Raw genomic sequence first — 15532 nt, forward strand, 5'->3', positions numbered from 1 at the left:
TCAGTGCGGGCCGCGGGTGGCGTTGCATCACGCCTTGCCCGCCAATACCATACCTTTCGGTATGTGATCTGCATGCGAACTTCTAACGTACAAAAGTCGAGCAATGGCTCAGCATACCGTTCGTGGTGTCACCGTATGGAATCAGGAATCCCGATGACCGATACCGCAACACGCAGCCCGCGCCTGAGCGTGGACGACTGGACCCGCGAGGCGCTCGAGCAGATCGCCGAGGCCGGGGTCGCGGCGGTGGCGGTCGAGCCGTTGGCGCGTCGACTGGGCGTCACCAAGGGCAGCTTCTACTGGCACTTCCCGTCACGCGACGCCTTGCTGCAGGCGGCGCTGGAGCGCTGGGAGCGCGACGAACAGGCCGCCTACGGCGCGCTGGGTTCGATCAGCGACGCCGGCGAGCGCCTGCGCACCCTGTTCAACATGGTGCGCTTCCACACCAAGACCCACGTCATCTATTCCGAATTGCTCAAGGCGGCCGAACACCCGGCGATCCGCAGCGTGCTCGACAATGTCCTGCAGCGCCGGATCGGCTTCCTGTTCGATTCGTTCCGCCACGCCGGCCTGGCTGAACGTGATGCGCTGCGGCGAGCGCGGATGGCCTATGCGGTGTACGTTGGCTTCCTGCAGCTGGAACTGCCCAAGTTCCGGCAGCGCGAGCAGAGCGAGGACTTCGCCGGCTACATCGATCACATCATGGCGACGCTGATCCCGCGGGCGTAAGCACGTCCCCCGTCGCGCCATCTCCAATTTTTCGAATCAACGCCCACCCGGGCAGAGGCACGTTTCATGGATGCAGCATCCCCGACCCCGCCGACGGTCAGCGGCACCGGCACCTCGCTGGCGGCGCTTGCCGATTGGGTGAACGCCGTCGCCGCGCTGACCCGCCCTGACGCCATCCACTGGTGCGATGGCAGCGAGGCGGAAAGCGCCGCGCTCAACGCGCAGATGCAGGCCGACGGCACCCTGATTGCTCTCAACCCGCAGACTCACCCGAACTGCTGGCTGCATCGTTCCAACCCACAGGACGTTGCGCGGGTGGAACACCTGACCTTCATCTGCACCCCCGAACGCGAGGACGCCGGCCCCAACAATCACTGGATGGCCCCCACCGAAGCCCACGCGAAGATCGATGCGCTGTTCGATGGCTGCATGCGCGGCCGCACGCTGTATGTCGTTCCCTATTGCATGGGCCCCATTGATTCCCCGCTGGCGCGGTGCGGCGTGGAGATCACCGATTCGCCCTACGTCGTCGCCAACATGCGGATCATGACCCGGATGGGCGCACCGGCGCTGGCCCGGATCGAGCGCGAAGGCGCCGAGGGTGCCGCGCGCGGCGAACGGGCAAGCACCTTCGTCAAGGGCCTGCACTCGACCGGCGAACTGGATCCGAACCGCCGCTTCATCATGCACTTCCCCGAGGAGCTGACGATCAAGTCCTACGGCTCCGGCTATGGCGGCAACGCCCTGCTTGGCAAGAAATGCCATGCCCTGCGCATCGCCTCGTACCAGGCGCGCAGCGAAGGTTGGCTGGCCGAGCACATGCTGATCCTCGGCGTCGAAAACCCGCAGGGCGTCACTCGCTACATCGCCGCCGCGTTCCCCTCGGCCTGCGGCAAGACCAACCTCGCCATGCTGATCCCGCCGGAAGGCTACCGGCAGGCGGGCTGGAAGATCTGGACGGTGGGCGATGACATCTGCTGGATGCGTCCCGGCGCCGATGGCCAGCTCTACGCGATCAATCCCGAGGCGGGTTTCTTCGGCGTTGCGCCGGGCACCTCGAAGAAATCCAACCCGAACGCGCTGGCCACGATCCAGTCCAACACCATCTTCACCAATGTCGGCGTCACCGCCGACAACCAGCCCTGGTGGGAAGGCATCGACAACGGCCAGACGCCCGTCACCGACTGGCAGGGCCAGCCGTTTGATCCGGCCGTGCGCCCGGCCGCGCATCCCAACTCGCGCTTCACCGTCAGCGCGCGCCAGTGCCCGAGCTATTCGCCGATGACCGAAGACCCGCAGGGGGTGCCGATCAGCGCGATCGTCTTCGGTGGCCGGCGCGCGTCGCTGGTGCCGTTGGTATTCGAAGCACGCGACTGGACGCATGGTGTCCTGGTCGGCGCGTCGATGGGTTCGGAAACCACTGCGGCGGCGACCGGCGCGGTCGGCGTGCTGCGTCGCGATCCGATGGCGATGAAGCCGTTCTGCGGCTACAACTTCGCCGACTACTTCGGCCACTGGCTGTCGTTCGACCAGCCGGGCGCGAAGCTGCCGAAAATCTTCCACGTCAACTGGTTCCGCAAGGGCAGCGATGGCAAGTTCCTGTGGCCGGGCTTCGGCGACAACCTGCGCGTGCTGGAATGGATGCTGGCGCGGGTGGAAGGCAAGGCGGGCGCCATCGAGACCCCGATCGGCCTGCTGCCGGTCGAGGCCGAGATGGATCTGGCCGGCATCACCCTGTCGGAGGAGGCCCGCAGCAAGCTGCTGGGCTTCGACCGCGAAGGCTGGCAGGCAGAATTTGCCGGCATCGGGGAGTATCTGGCCAGCTACGGCGGGCGCGTGCCACCGGCGCTGGCGGCCGAACAACAGCAGATTGCCCGCGCCCTGGAAGAGTGATGCAGCGCACAATTCCGCTGCACCGAACCTGAATACGCAAAGATTTTCGTGAATACGCCCTGAGGGGCTTGTTAAAGAAATGTTGTCTGGTCTATAGTCGGCAGGTCAGGCCGTCTCAGGTCGGGCGTGCTGGTACACCTTTCTGGTTCACCTTTCTAGTCACTTCGTCCCTAAGGGGGTTACATCAAATGGCTTCCAACTACCTTGCCAAAGGCCTGAAGCAGAGCGCACTCGCAGTTGCCCTGGGTCTGTGCTTCATTGGCGGTGTGCAGGCGCAGACCAACGCGGCAGGTGCGGTCACCGGTCGTGCTGCTGCCGGCGACACCATCACCGTCACCAATCCGGCCACCGGGTTCAGCCGTACCATCACGGTCGATTCCAGCGGCATCTACCGCTTCTCGCAGCTGCCGACCGGCGACTACGAGGTGGCGCGCAACGGCGGGGCGACGCGCAGCGTCCGTGTCACCGTCGGCGGCGCGACCAGCGTTGATTTCGTTGCAGCCGGCGGCGGCGACGCCACCCAGCTGGAGACCGTGGTTGCCCAGGGCACCGGCGCGATCAATCCGATCGACGTCTCCTCGGTGGAGTCCACCACCATCCTGACCGCGCAGCAGATCGCGCGCATCCCGGTGGCCCGCAACACCACGGCCGTTGCCCTGCTGGCCCCGGGCACCGTCCGCGGCGACAGCGCGTTCGGCAACCTGGCCTCCTTCGGCGGCGCGTCCGTCGCGGAAAACCAGTACTACCTGAACGGCTTCAACATCACCAACACCTTCAAGAACCTCAACTTCGCGCAGGTTCCGTTCGAAGCCATCGCCGAGCAGCAGATCAAGACCGGCGGCTACGGCGCGGAATTCGGGCGTTCGCTGGGCGGCGTGGTCAACCAGATCACCAAGCGCGGTACCAACGAGTTCCACGCCGGCGCCAACGTCTACTGGATCCCGGACGGTCTGCGTTCGGAGCGTCGTTCGCGCTACTACGCCAACCCACTGACGCCGCTTGATTACGGCAACGTGTACGACGTCAATACCCGGGACGAGGCCGATTCCTGGCGCACCAATATCTGGGCCAGCGGCGCGCTGATCCAGGATCGCCTGTTCGCCTACGCGATGATCACCTACGCGCGTTCGAGCAGCGACAGCTGGGGCAGCCTGCTCTCCACGACCAACTCGCACAGCAGCTCGCGCTCGCCGCAGTGGCTGTTGAAGCTGGACTTCAATATTTCCGACAACCACCTGCTGGAATTCACCGGCTTCTCCGACAAGTCCCGTGGTTACACCGCCACCTATCGGAATACCATGGGACAACTCGATCGTACGACCTACATGGGGCGTTCGGAAGATGAGTCCGGCGGCAACAACTACATCCTGAAGTACACCGGCTATCTGACCGACAACTTCACCCTGTCCGTGCTGGGGGGCCACAGCACCTACTCGCGCATGAACTACCTGGTTTCACCGAACGGCACCAAGGTGACCTACGACGGGCATTTCACCGTGCCGGTGCCGGGCAATGCCCCGCACACGGCCTGCTCGATCGTCACTGATGCTCGTCCGGGTTGGCGCCAGACCGCCACCGGTGCCTACACGGGCTGCGCGGTGTTCAACGGCATGATCGATGGCGTGAACAACGGTGACAAGCGCACCCAGTTCCGCGTCGACGGCGAATGGTCGCTGGGCAACCACCTGCTGCGCTTCGGCTATGACGCCGACAGCTACACCTCGGTGGCCGGCTCGCAGTACGAAGGCGGCTACCAGTGGCGCTACACCACCACTTCCGTGGGTGGCGTGATCCAGGATCGCGCACGCCTGCGCTACGTGGCCCAGGGCGCAACTGTGAAGGTCAAGCAGCACGCCTTCTACATCGAAGACAGCTGGAGCATCACCGACAACTTCATCGCCTACATCGGCCTGCGCTGGGACACCTTCGAGAACATCAACGGTGCCGGCCAGACCTATGTCAAGATCAACAATCAGCTTGGCCCGCGCCTGGGCTTCAGCTGGGACGTGAACGGTGACTCGTCGTTCAAGGTGTTCGGCAACGCCGGCCGCTACGCGCTGCCGCTGACCCCGACCGTCGCCGTCCGCGGCGCTTCGGCCTCGCTGTTCACCCAGCAGAACTTCCGTCCGGACCCGCTCAACCCGAATTCGTTGGGTGGCACCACCTTCGTGGTGGATCCGGTGACCGGCGCGCCGCTGAACGCGGTTCCGACCGGCGGCATGATCTTCATCAACTCGGAAGACGGCAACCCGAAGACCGCCGCGACCATCGCTTCGCAGAACCTGAAGCCGATGTACCAGGACGAGTTCATCCTCGGCTTCCAGCGCCAGCTCACCGACAACCTGTCGATGACCATGCGCGGCGTCTACCGCAACCTGAAGGCGGCGATCGACGACAACTGCGATTACAGCGCGGTGCTGAACTCGCCGGATTCGGGCTTCACCTTCAACGGTTCGTGGTGGTATGACGCCAACGGCAACGCGGCCAACCTGCCGAACTCCGGCTTCCCGTACTGCCGCCTGTTCAACCCGGGTGAGGACGCGGTGTTCATGACCGACTTCCTCGGCAACGGCCAGTTGAAGCCGGTGCACGTGCCCGGCTCGCTGCTGTCGCCGAAGGCCAAGCGTACCTACTCGGCCCTGGAGACCTCGTTCACCTACACCACCGACCACCTGTTCCTGCAGGGCAGCTACACCTGGTCGAGCTCGCGCGGCAACACCGAAGGTGGCGTCAAGTCGGATATCGGTCAGGATGACACCAGCACCACCCAGGACTTCGACTACTACGAGCTGACGGTGAACACCTACGGCTACCTGCCGAACGACCGCCGCCACAGCTTCAAGCTGTTCGGCAACTACAAGTTCAACGACGAGTGGTCGGTCGGTTTCAACGCCGTGGTGCAGTCGGGCCGTCCGCTGAACTGCTTCGGCGTGCATGACAACAACCCGCTGCCGCCTACCTATGACGCCAACGGCAACGTCGTCAACTACAACTACAGCCCGCACGCCTACGGGTCGTCGTTCATGGAGTGCAGCCCGACTGGCGACGCCCGCATGCAGAATTCGGTCCCGGTGCCGCGCGGCACCATGGGCCGGCTGCCGTGGACCCACCAGTTCGACCTGAACGTCTCCTACACGCCGGACTGGCTGAAGGGCCTGCAGTTCAAGGTGGACATCTTCAACCTGTTCAACAGCCAGCAGACCACCTCGGTCTCGGAAACGGCGGAAGATCCGACGGGTGGTCTCGCCCTGCCGACCTACATGCTGCCGCTGTCGACGCTGACCCCGCGTTATGTCCAGCTGATGGTGCAGTACGACTTCTGATCGAGCGCACTTGCTGCATCTTCAACGGCCGCCTTCGGGCGGCCGTTTTTTTGGCAAAAAGCACGAATTGCTACAATCCAACAATTGCAACGAGAGCCAACATGGACCCGGAGTTTGATCGCAAGTGGCGTGAGGCGAGGCAACTGGAAAACGCGGGCGACGTGCCGGCGGCGCAAGCGGTTTATGACAACTTGCTGGCGCAGGACCCCAAGCGCCTCTATGTCCGGATCCGGCTGTGCGCGATTGCGCAGACACAGGGCCACTATCGGTTGGCGCGCCAGCATGCGCTGATCTGCGCGGAAGCAGTCCGCGGTGCGCGGCTGGCGGATTTGTTGGCGGTGACGACCCTGCTGATGCAGTTCAACGAACGTGAGCTGGTCAAAGACCTCATCGGTTCGGCGGATTGGACCGCCCCCGAAGTCGTGCGCAATGCGCCGACCCTCGCCAAATATCTCACCCTGGTGGGCGGGGTGCCGGAGGCGATCCGGCTGATCGATGAACGCGTGCTGCCGCGCGTGCAGCCCAGCGATGCCTTGAGCTTCACCCGCGCGCGCGCGCTGCAGTATGCCGGGCGCATGGCGGAGGCAACGGCGGAGTACGAGCGCTGCCTTCAGCTCAATCCCAGGAATTTCGATGCCCACTACGCGCTTGCCTACCACGAGAAATCCACGCCACCGCGCGCCCGGGTGCCTCGACTCCAGCGCGCCCAGAAGGCGTTTGCGAACGACTCCCAGTACCAACCGCAGTTGCACTATGCGCTGTTCAAGGAATTCGACGATGCGGGCGACCGCGCGCAAGCGTGGGAACATCTTGCGGCAGGCGCGGCAATCAAGCGCAAGCACCTGCGCTATTCGTCGCAGCAAGAACAGGATGGGTTCGAGCGCCTGATCGCGATGACGCCGCCGGTTGCGTCCAGCGCCGGGGCAGAAGTTGCGGCTGAACTGCCGGTCCCGATCTTCATCGTGGGCATGCCGCGCACCGGTACCACCTTGCTGGAACGCATCGTGGGCGCCAGCCCGGGGCTGGCCTCACTCGGGGAACTCAGCGATTTCTCGGACATGCTCAGCTGGGAGACCGATCAGTTCATCGGTGATTTCCTGCAGACGGCGTTCCTGGATCGGGTCCAGGACGTGGAATGGCGCAAGGTTGGAGAGGGCTATCTCCACCGGACGGCGTCGCGGCGCGGAGACAAGCGCTTCCACGTCGACAAGAACCCGCTGAATTTCATTTATTCCGGTTTCATGGCGCGGGCGTTGCCGCAGGCGAAGATTCTGTGCATGCGCCGCAACCCCCTCGACGCCTGCTTCTCGAATCTCAAGAATTTGTTCATGAACAATGCGTTTGGCTACAGCTACGCGCTGGACGAGCTGGCCGACTACTACCTGCGGTTCGACCAGCTTTCCGCCCATTGGCGAAGGACACTGCAAGGGCGCTACATGGAAGTCGGCTATGAGGATCTGGTCTCGGATCCGGAACGCATCGGCAGTCAGGTGATGGAGTTCTGCGGTCTGCCGTTCCAGGTCGAACAGGTCGACATCACCAAAAACAAGATGCCGGTGCTGACAGCCAGCACCTCACAGGTGCGGCAGCCCATCAACACCCGCGGCATCGGGGCCTGGCGTCACTACGAGGCGCAACTCGCCCCGCTGCGCGAACGGCTTGCGCCGCTGCTCTCCGATGCCGCGTGATCCCGGAGGGCGTGTGCCGAAGCTGACGGACAGCGACCTCAAGCAGCTGTGGGCACGCGCGGAGGCGCATGCCAACGCGCAGCAGTGGGATCAGGCCATCGGCTGTTTCACCCGGTTCGCCGAAGCCCGCCCCGACGACCCCAGGCCGTTCGTGCAGTTGTCCTACGTTGAATCATTGGCCGGTCGCTACCGGCCGGCGCGCGACTATGCCGTGCAAGCATCGCGGCTGCGGCCTCGCGACGCGGAGACGGTCAAGGAATTGGTCGCCCGCTTGCGCACGTTCAACGAAGCTGAAGCATTCAAGCGATATTTCGCCGGATTGGGACCGCTGTCCAGGTTGCCCATTCCACTGCTGTTGGCCTGTGCCGCGCAATTCAGCTATCTCAATTTGCAGGGTGAGGCGATCCGCCTGCTGGACGAGGCGAAGCGCGGTGATCCCGAATATCCGGCCACGCTGCTCGCACGCGGTCAGGTTTTGCTGTATCTGGGCCGTTTTGAAGAAGCGCGCGCGGACATCGATCGCTGCCTCAAGCGTGCGCCGGAGCTGGCGCAAGGCTGGTGGCTGCTGGCGCAGTTGCCAGGGAGCGACGGAGCAACCCGTCATGTCGAGCAGGTTCGTGCGCAGCTGCAGCGCCCCAACCGGCCGGAGCTGGAGCGGGTCCTGTTGCAGATGGCGCTGCATCGAATGCTGGATGGTCTTGGCGACTACGAGGCCGCATGGCAGGCACTGGAAGCCGCCTGTGCGGCGCGCCGACGGTCACTCAATTACAAGCCGGACGAGAGCCGCGCCCTGTTCGCCGGGCTCATGGCCATGCCGCTTGCTGCGCCACAGCCGTTGGCGTCGCCGGTTGACCGAACGCCCATTTTCATCGTCGGAATGCATCGTTCCGGCACCACTTTGCTGGAACAGTTGCTGGCCGCCAGCCCCGAGGTGCGTGCGGTCGGCGAGCTGTATGACTTCACCAGCGCCATGCGTTATGGCACCGACCATCACTGCAAGGGCGTCATCGATACCACCATCGTCGCGCGTGCAGGTGCGGTCGACTTCCCCGAGGTGGGCCGCCGCTATCTGGAAGGCATGGCCTGGCGGCTTGGCGAAGAGCCCTTCTTCACCGACAAGTTGCCGTCCAACTTCCTCAACATCGGTTTCATCTGCAAGGCCTTGCCGCAGGCGAAAATCCTGCACATGGTGCGCGACCCGATGGAGACGTGCTTCTCCAACCTGCGCGAGCTGTTTTCGGAAGCCAATCCGTATTCCTATGACCAACGCGAGCTCGCCGATTACTTCATCCAGTACCGTCGGTTGATGGCGCATTGGCAGCGCGCATTTCCCGGGCGAATCCTCGACGTGGACTATGCCCGGCTGACCGAGGATCCGGCGGCGGTCATGCGGGAGGTGGCGGCGTTTTGCGGGATCGAGTTCATCGATGCGATGACCGACACCCGCAGCAGCACGCGCGCAGTTGCCACCGCAAGTGCGGTGCAGGTTCGCGATGGCGTGCGCAAGCGGGCGGTGCCCAAGTGGGTTCCCTATGCGCGGCATTTGCAGCCGCTGCGGGAAGCGCTGCAGGCAGGGGGAATCGAGATCGGAAGCGCGGATTGACCGCCGCGGCTTGGCGTGGCGCAGCAGTTGCGGATCAAAGATCCTGCTGGTAGCGCACGTAGGGCACGGCGCCTTCTTCTTCGGTCTCGGCGCCGGCCGAGAACGGGTTCTTGCCGCGGGTGACGACGTTGTCGGCGCCGACGGTGAGCTGGCCGTTCCAGGGCGTGCGCCAGGTCAGGCCGAGGCCCAGGCCCTTCCACACTTCACTCTGGCCGGGCACGTTGACCACCCGGCCGACGATGTTGGCGCTGAAGTTGCCGTAGCCGCCGCCGATGCTGATGCTGCGGCTGTTCCACTGGTCGGCCAGCTGCGGGACGGCGGAAGCCGGCACCAGGCGGGCGCGGGCGATCGTACCGCCGACGCTGACGAAGCCTTCACGGCTAATGGCGTGTTCGGCGAACAGGGAGAAATCGTTCTGGCTGTAGCGGGCGCCGCCGAGCTGGCCGGGCGCAACCCAGGAAGGCACGATGTCATGGCCGCTGCCGAAGCTGGCGCCGACGCGGGTAGCGCCACGGGTCAGGTTCGCGCCCACCGTCGTGCGCCGGCTGAGCGCGGCGCCGGGGCGGCCGGGTTCGAGCGCAGCGAGCACGCAATTGCTGGCGAGCTGGCCCATGGCCGGAACGGCGCCGCTCTGGCGATCGCACAGCAGGGCCAGCGAGCCGCCGTTTTGCAGCCCGTAGGTGGCTTCCAGCGTGGTGCTGCCGAAGCGCCAGCGCGCGCCGGTGGCGACGCTGGCGTTGGCGGGTTCAAGATAGAGCACGGCCTCGAGCTTGCCGCTGTCCTTGTTCAGGACCGGAACGGCGCGGGCGTTGGCGTGGCCTGCCGGGGCACTTTGCGCACGCGCCGCGCCGCTGGCGAAAGCCAGTGCGAGGGTGGCAGCGACAAGTGGCAGGACGCGCAGTTTCATGCTGGTGGAATCGACCCCGGCAGCGGCCGAAAAGTTCCAGTCGGGCTTGCCGGGAGCATAGTCGATTTATGATTCTTTAACAAGTTCACTCGACGCTTCGGTTGCGTCGGGTTGTCCGCCGTTCAGGCCCTGGTTCAGCCCTTGGGGCCCACCAGCCGCAACAGCGCAAGGAACCGTGGCCGCAGGTTCACTGCAGCCCCGGTGCCCCCGGCAGCGCGCCGGCCTGGCGCGCGAACAGGGCGGCAATGGCGTCGGCGTCGAAGCTGTAGGTCTGGCCGCAGAACTCGCAGTCGACGATGGCCTGGCCGCCGCCTGCGGCAACTGCGGCATCGGCCTCCTCGCGGCCGAGCGCGATCAGCACGTCGGCCACCCGTTCACGCGAGCAGGAACAGCCGAAGTGCAGCCCGGATTCACCCAACAGTTGCGGGGCTTCCTCGTGGAACAAGCGGTGGACGATCTCCATGGGCGCGAGCGTGAACAGCTCGTCATCGCGCAGGGTTTCGAACAGGGCGCTGGCGCGTGGGTAGCCGTCGGCATCGTCGCTGGAGCCGGGGAGCTTTTGCAGCAGCAGGCCGGCGGCCACCTCGGTATTGCAGGCCAGGTGGAGCCGGGTGTGCAGCTGTTCGGATTGCAGGAAATAGGCTTCCAGCGCCGCATCGAGACGGGCACCGGCGGGCCGCACCATTCCGACCTGGCGCCGCCCATCGTGTCCAGTCAAACCGGGGTTTTCGATCGTGATGGCCAGCAGCGCGTCCTTGCCCAGCATGCGCAGGTCGGGCGGAAGGACGGTTTCACCTTCACGCAGGCGGACGATGCCACGGATGGCGCCATCGGCGGTGCATTCGGCAAACAGGGTGGCAATCGGGCCGCCGCGCAACTGGAGCGAAAGCCGGCCTTTGATCTTGACGTGCGCGGTCAGCAGAACCGACGCCGCGCAGGCCTGGCCGAGCAGTTCGGCCGTCGCTGCGGGAGGGCTGCTGCGCGCGACCAGCGTTTGCCAGCTGGCATCCAGGCGTACCGCAACGCCGCGCACGCCGGCGCTGGGCAGGAGAAAACGCAGCAGGGTGTCGTCGCTGGAACTCATGGAGCGTCAATCCGGCTTGCGGCGATCTGGCCGCGCCTGATGAAGATACCCGGGAATTGGCGTTTGCCGCAGTAGCGCGTTGGCCTGCGTCCGACGCTGCGCGAAACGCGCCCGACATCGGGGCTGCGCCAGACGCGCCCCTCATCCGGCGCTGCGCGCCACCTTCTCCCAATCCGGGATGGGGAGAAGGAAGAGACGGGGTGCGGTGCTCGATCTTCCTTCTTCTCACCGTCTTCCTTCTGTTTCGCGATGGAGGAGAAGGGAGAGCGCGGTGACTCGTCTCCCTCTCCCCGTGACGTCGGGGAGAGGGTTGGGGTGAGGGGCTGGAGACGGGCATGTTCCGGACGGGGGATAATCCCCGACGGGTTGGGGCGATGATGGGTCGGCTAGGCATGGTGGAAGGCAAATGGAAACGTCGCTTGCGCGGGTTCTGGTGGAAGCTGCCGCTGCTGTTCGTGGTGGTCAGCGTGGCGCAGGTGCTGGCGCTGCGTTTCATCGATCCGCCGCTGTCGGCGTTCATGATCGAGCGCTGGCTGGGTGAAGCACTGACGGGGAACCCCGGTTTCCGCATCAGCAACGACTGGCGTGACCTGGATGTGATTTCCCCCAATTTGCCGGTGGCGCTGGTGGCGGCCGAAGACCAGAACTTCGCGACCCACAACGGATTTGATTTCGCTGCCATCGAGCGCGCCCAGGCGCACAACCAGAAGATGGCCGAACGCGCGCAGCGGCGCGGCACGCCGGTCAAGCGCCTGCGCGGGGCCAGCACGATCAGCCAGCAGACCGCCAAGAACCTGTTCCTGTGGCAGGGCACGGGGGCGACCCGCTGGCTGCGCAAGGGGCTGGAAGTCTGGTACACGGCGCTGATCGAGGTGCTGTGGCCGAAACGGCGGATTCTGGAAATCTATGCAAACGTCGCCGAATTCGGCGACGGGGTGTACGGCGCGCAAGCCGCGTCCAGGCGATTCTTCGGCAAGGACGCGGCGCGGCTGGGCCCGGCCGAAGCGGCGCGGCTGGCGGCGGTATTGCCCAGCCCGCGCCGCTACAGTGCCGCCGCGCCGGGACCGTACGTCACGCGGCGGGCGGCGGCGATCCAGCGCCAGATGCGGATGATTGGCGGCACCGGCTATCTGCGCGCGCTGGACTGAGACGCTGGATCGAGACGCTGGACCGGGAAGCGGGCTGGCATACTCCCGCGATGGCCGAGATCGCTGTCGAAGACCGCTGCCTGACTTTGGTAATCACCGCTTTCAACGAGGCGGAGGCATTGCCGTGCCTGTGGCCGCGAATCCGCGCCGCGCTCGATGCGGCACAGGCCGAAGGGCTGGAAGCGCGCGCGCTGTTCGTCGATGACGGCAGCCGTGATGGCACCTGGGCGCTGTTGCAGGAATTCGCGCAGGCGGACGCGCGGGTGGCGCTGCTGCGGCTGTCGCGCAATTTCGGCAAGGAGGCGGCGTTGACCGCGGGGCTGGATCGGGTCGAGCGCGGCGCCGCTCTCATTCTCGATGCCGATGGCCAGGATCCGCCGGAGCTGCTTCCGCAGTTCGTGGCGAAATGGCGGGAAGGTTTCGACGATGTCTACGGCATGCGCCTTGCGCGCGCGGGCGAGGGCGTGTTCAAGCGCGCCAGCGCGCACGGCTTCTATCGGGTGATCGGCCTGCTCTCGCGCACGCCGATCCCGCGTGACGCCGGCGATTTCCGACTGCTGTCGCCGCGCGCCTTGGCGGCGTTGCGCGGATTGCGTGAGCGGCATCGCTTCATGAAAGGCCTGTTTGGCTGGATCGGCTACAACCGCACCGCCATTCCCTACGAACGCGGTCCGCGTTCGGGCGGACGCAGCAAGTTCAGCGTCTGGCGGCTGTGGAATTTTGCCTTGGAAGGCATCACCGGGTTTTCCACGGTGCCGCTGCGGCTGTCGACCTACCTCGGATTTGCCACCGCCGCGCTGGCTTTCGGCTACGGCTTGGTCGTGATCGTCAAGGCGCTGCTGTGGGGCGATCCGGTGGCCGGCTGGCCGACGATGATGGCGGTGATCCTGTTCCTCGGCGGCGTCCAGCTGATGGCGCTGGGAACCCTCGGCGAATATCTGGGTCGGATGTACGAGGAATCCAAGCAGCGGCCGCTGTATCTGGTGGATGCCTGGCAGCCGGCAAACGCGCTATCCTCGACCCGGGCCACCGCTCTGGCCCCCGGTCTGGACGATGGCAAGGAGGACTGCGATGCGCACGGTACGACAGCTGCTTGAAGGCAAGCCCGCGGACGTGTTTTCGATCACCCCGGATGCACCGGTGATCGATGCGATCCGGATGATGGCCGAACGCCGGGTTGGCGCGCTGCTGGTGATGGAAGGGCCGCGCCTGGCCGGCATCATTTCCGAACGCGATTACGCCCGAAAAATCGTCCTGCAGGGGCGTTCATCGAAGGACACGCCGGTGCGTGACATCATGACCGCACAGGTCGTCACGGTGACCCCCAGCGACAGCACCGAACATTGCATGGAGCTGGTCACCAACAGCCGCATCCGCCATCTGCCGGTGCTGGATGGGGAGCGCGTGGTCGGAGTGCTGTCGATCGGCGACCTGGTCAAGGCGGTGATCGAGATGCAGCAGCAGGATATCGATCATTTGCAGCGGTATATCGCCTCGTAGCGGTGCGAGCGCGAAAGTCCGGGAGGAGTCAAACCGCCTGCGCGTGCTCACGGGTGGCCAAAAACTCCACGTTCGGCGCGCGCTCCTGCGCCAGCTGCAGGTTGACCCGGCTCGGCGCCAGATACACCAGCTCACCGGCGGCGTCGATGGCCAGGTGCAGCGCGTGCTTGTCGCGGAACGCGTCGAGGGTTTTCTCGTCCGGGCAGCGGATCCAGCGTGCGGTCGCGACTTGCGCCGGTTCGAAGATGGCCTCGACGCCGTATTCGTCCTTGAGCCGGTAGGCGGCGACGTCGAATTGCAGCACGCCCACCGCACCGAGAATCAAATCGTTGCTCATCAGCGGCTTGAAGAACTGGGTGGCCCCTTCTTCCGACAGCTGGGCCAGACCCTTCTGCAGCTGCTTGAGTTTGAGCGGGTCGCGCAGGCGCGCGCGGCGGAACAACTCCGGCGCGAAATTGGGAATGCCGGTGAAGGAGAGCTTCTCGCCTTCGCTGAAGGTGTCGCCGATGGAAATGGTGCCGTGGTTGTGGATGCCGATCACGTCGCCCGGAAAGGCGCTCTCGGCGATCTCGCGGTCGCTGGCCATGAAGGTCAGCGCATTGGCCAGCTTCACGTCCTTGCCGCTTCGCACGTGGAAGGCTTTCATGCCGGCCGTGAACTTGCCCGAGCACACACGCATGAAGGCAACGCGGTCGCGGTGCATCGGGTCCATGTTGGCCTGGATCTTGAACACGAAGCCGGTCAGCTTCGGCTCGGTCGCCGCAACCGCGCGGGTGGTGGTGGCGCGGGTGCCGGGGGCGGGCGCGTGCTGGACGAAGAAATCCAGCAGCGGTTGCACGCCGAAGTTGTTGACGCCGGAACCAAAAAAGACCGGTGATTGCTTGCCGGCCCGATAGGCGGCCGGATCGAACGGATGCGAGGCGCCCTGCACCAGTTCCAGCTGTTCACGCACTTCGTTCAGCAACTCCTGGCCGATCGCGGCGAACACGCCCGGATCGTCCAGCGACGGAAAAATGGTGGAATCCTGGCGGGTGAAGTTGCGGCCCGGCTCGTACAAATGCACCTCACCGGTGATCAGATGCACCACGCCTTTCAGACGCTTGCCCATGCCGATCGGCCAGGTGACGGGCGCGCACTGGATGCCCAGCACGGACTCGATTTCATCCAGCAACTCGATCGGATCCTTGCCCTCGCGGTCGAGCTTGTTGACGAAGGTCATGATCGGGGTGTCGCGCAGGCGGCAGACTTCCATCAGCTTGATGGTGCGTTCTTCCACGCCTTTTGCCACGTCGATCACCATCAGCGCGCTGTCCACGGCGGTCAGCACGCGATAGGTGTCTTCGCCGAAGTCGGCGTGGCCCGGGGTGTCCAGCAGGTTGACGATGCGGCCCTCGTAAGGGAACTGCATCACCGAGCTCGTCACCGAAATCCCGCGTTCCTTCTCCAGCGCCATCCAGTCGGAGGTCGCGTGGCGCGCAGCCTTGCGGCCTTTGACCGAACCGGCCATCTGGATGGCACCCCCGAACAGGAGGAGCTTCTCCGTCAGCGTGGTCTTGCCGGCGTCGGGGTGGGAAATGATGGCGAAGGTGCGGCGGCGCGCGGCTTCGGAGGCAACGTCTGACATTGCACAATTATACCGGCGCGGGCAGGATGGCCG

Annotated in this window: 11 protein-coding genes; 8 read left to right on the plus strand and 3 right to left on the minus strand. The window is 65.2% G+C overall.

The features are described 5' to 3' along the window. The first annotated feature begins 153 nt into the window (after window positions 1–153). The 5 genes from M9902_RS08725 (at window position 154) to M9902_RS08745 (ending at window position 9236) form a co-directional block, all read left to right on the plus strand. Entirely contained in the window at window positions 154–729 is a 576-nt protein-coding gene (locus tag M9902_RS08725) for a TetR/AcrR family transcriptional regulator (protein WP_297175755.1), read from the plus strand. A 66-nt stretch (window positions 730–795) separates the two neighbouring features. Beyond that, window positions 796–2622 (plus strand): phosphoenolpyruvate carboxykinase (GTP), encoded by a 1827-nt coding sequence (locus M9902_RS08730; RefSeq protein ID WP_297222285.1) that lies wholly within the window; start codon window positions 796–798, stop codon window positions 2620–2622. Between the two features lie 188 nt (window positions 2623–2810). Next, a complete protein-coding gene (locus tag M9902_RS08735; protein ID WP_297222287.1) occupies window positions 2811–5945 on the plus strand; it encodes a TonB-dependent receptor in 3135 nt (1044 codons plus the stop codon). Between the two features lie 101 nt (window positions 5946–6046). Continuing rightward, a complete protein-coding gene (locus M9902_RS08740; RefSeq protein WP_297222289.1) occupies window positions 6047–7633 on the plus strand; it encodes a tetratricopeptide repeat-containing sulfotransferase family protein in 1587 nt (528 codons plus the stop codon). Between the two features lie 13 nt (window positions 7634–7646). Further along, entirely contained in the window at window positions 7647–9236 is a 1590-nt protein-coding gene (locus M9902_RS08745; RefSeq protein ID WP_297222292.1) for a sulfotransferase, read from the plus strand. 34 nt (window positions 9237–9270) lie between these two features. On the opposite strand, the gene M9902_RS08750 is transcribed toward M9902_RS08745, so the two are convergent. Next, complete coding sequence (locus tag M9902_RS08750) at window positions 9271–10143, minus strand: hypothetical protein (protein WP_297222294.1); 873 nt, start codon at window positions 10141–10143, stop codon at window positions 9271–9273. A 187-nt stretch (window positions 10144–10330) separates the two neighbouring features. Continuing rightward, on the minus strand, window positions 10331–11227 hold the full coding sequence (locus M9902_RS08755) for an Hsp33 family molecular chaperone HslO (RefSeq protein WP_297222295.1): 897 nt from the start codon (window positions 11225–11227) through the stop codon (window positions 10331–10333). A 392-nt stretch (window positions 11228–11619) separates the two neighbouring features. Here M9902_RS08755 and mtgA point away from each other — a divergent pair, with 392 nt between their 5' ends. Genes mtgA through M9902_RS08770 form a run of 3 tightly spaced genes read left to right on the plus strand, consistent with a single transcriptional unit; the run spans window position 11620 to window position 13875 of the window. Then, window positions 11620–12375, plus strand: coding sequence for a monofunctional biosynthetic peptidoglycan transglycosylase (gene mtgA, locus M9902_RS08760; protein ID WP_297222297.1), 756 nt, complete (start codon window positions 11620–11622; stop codon window positions 12373–12375). Between the two features lie 50 nt (window positions 12376–12425). Then, window positions 12426–13472, plus strand: coding sequence for a glycosyltransferase family 2 protein (locus M9902_RS08765; protein ID WP_297222299.1), 1047 nt, complete (start codon window positions 12426–12428; stop codon window positions 13470–13472). Next, window positions 13447–13875: a CBS domain-containing protein gene (locus M9902_RS08770; RefSeq protein WP_297222301.1), complete on the plus strand. Its 429-nt coding sequence runs from the start codon at window positions 13447–13449 to the stop codon at window positions 13873–13875. The genes M9902_RS08765 and M9902_RS08770 overlap by 26 nt, the downstream gene beginning before the upstream one ends. Before the next feature lie 28 nt (window positions 13876–13903). Here M9902_RS08770 and M9902_RS08775 read toward each other — a convergent pair whose 3' ends face one another. After that, on the minus strand, window positions 13904–15499 hold the full coding sequence (locus M9902_RS08775; RefSeq protein WP_297222302.1) for a peptide chain release factor 3: 1596 nt from the start codon (window positions 15497–15499) through the stop codon (window positions 13904–13906). Between the last annotated feature and the right edge of the window lie 33 nt (window positions 15500–15532).

Source organism: Thermomonas sp., assembly GCF_023953935.1.
Classification (GTDB): Bacteria; Pseudomonadota; Gammaproteobacteria; order Xanthomonadales; family Xanthomonadaceae; genus Thermomonas.

Bases quoted from the DNA above. Each gene is read 5' to 3' on its own strand.
- M9902_RS08735 (WP_297222287.1), top strand. From the start codon at position 2,811: ATGGCTTCCAACTACCTTGCCAAAGGCCTGAAGCAGAGCGCACTCGCA.
- M9902_RS08725 (WP_297175755.1), top strand. From the start codon at position 154: ATGACCGATACCGCAACACGCAGCCCGCGCCTGAGCGTGGACGACTGG.
- M9902_RS08770 (WP_297222301.1), top strand. From the start codon at position 13,447: ATGCGCACGGTACGACAGCTGCTTGAAGGCAAGCCCGCGGACGTGTTT.
- M9902_RS08730 (WP_297222285.1), top strand. From the start codon at position 796: ATGGATGCAGCATCCCCGACCCCGCCGACGGTCAGCGGCACCGGCACC.
- M9902_RS08740 (WP_297222289.1), top strand. From the start codon at position 6,047: ATGGACCCGGAGTTTGATCGCAAGTGGCGTGAGGCGAGGCAACTGGAA.
- M9902_RS08765 (WP_297222299.1), top strand. From the start codon at position 12,426: ATGGCCGAGATCGCTGTCGAAGACCGCTGCCTGACTTTGGTAATCACC.
- mtgA (WP_297222297.1), top strand. From the start codon at position 11,620: ATGGTGGAAGGCAAATGGAAACGTCGCTTGCGCGGGTTCTGGTGGAAG.
- M9902_RS08750 (WP_297222294.1), bottom strand. From the start codon at position 10,143: ATGAAACTGCGCGTCCTGCCACTTGTCGCTGCCACCCTCGCACTGGCT.
- M9902_RS08775 (WP_297222302.1), bottom strand. From the start codon at position 15,499: ATGTCAGACGTTGCCTCCGAAGCCGCGCGCCGCCGCACCTTCGCCATC.
- M9902_RS08755 (WP_297222295.1), bottom strand. From the start codon at position 11,227: ATGAGTTCCAGCGACGACACCCTGCTGCGTTTTCTCCTGCCCAGCGCC.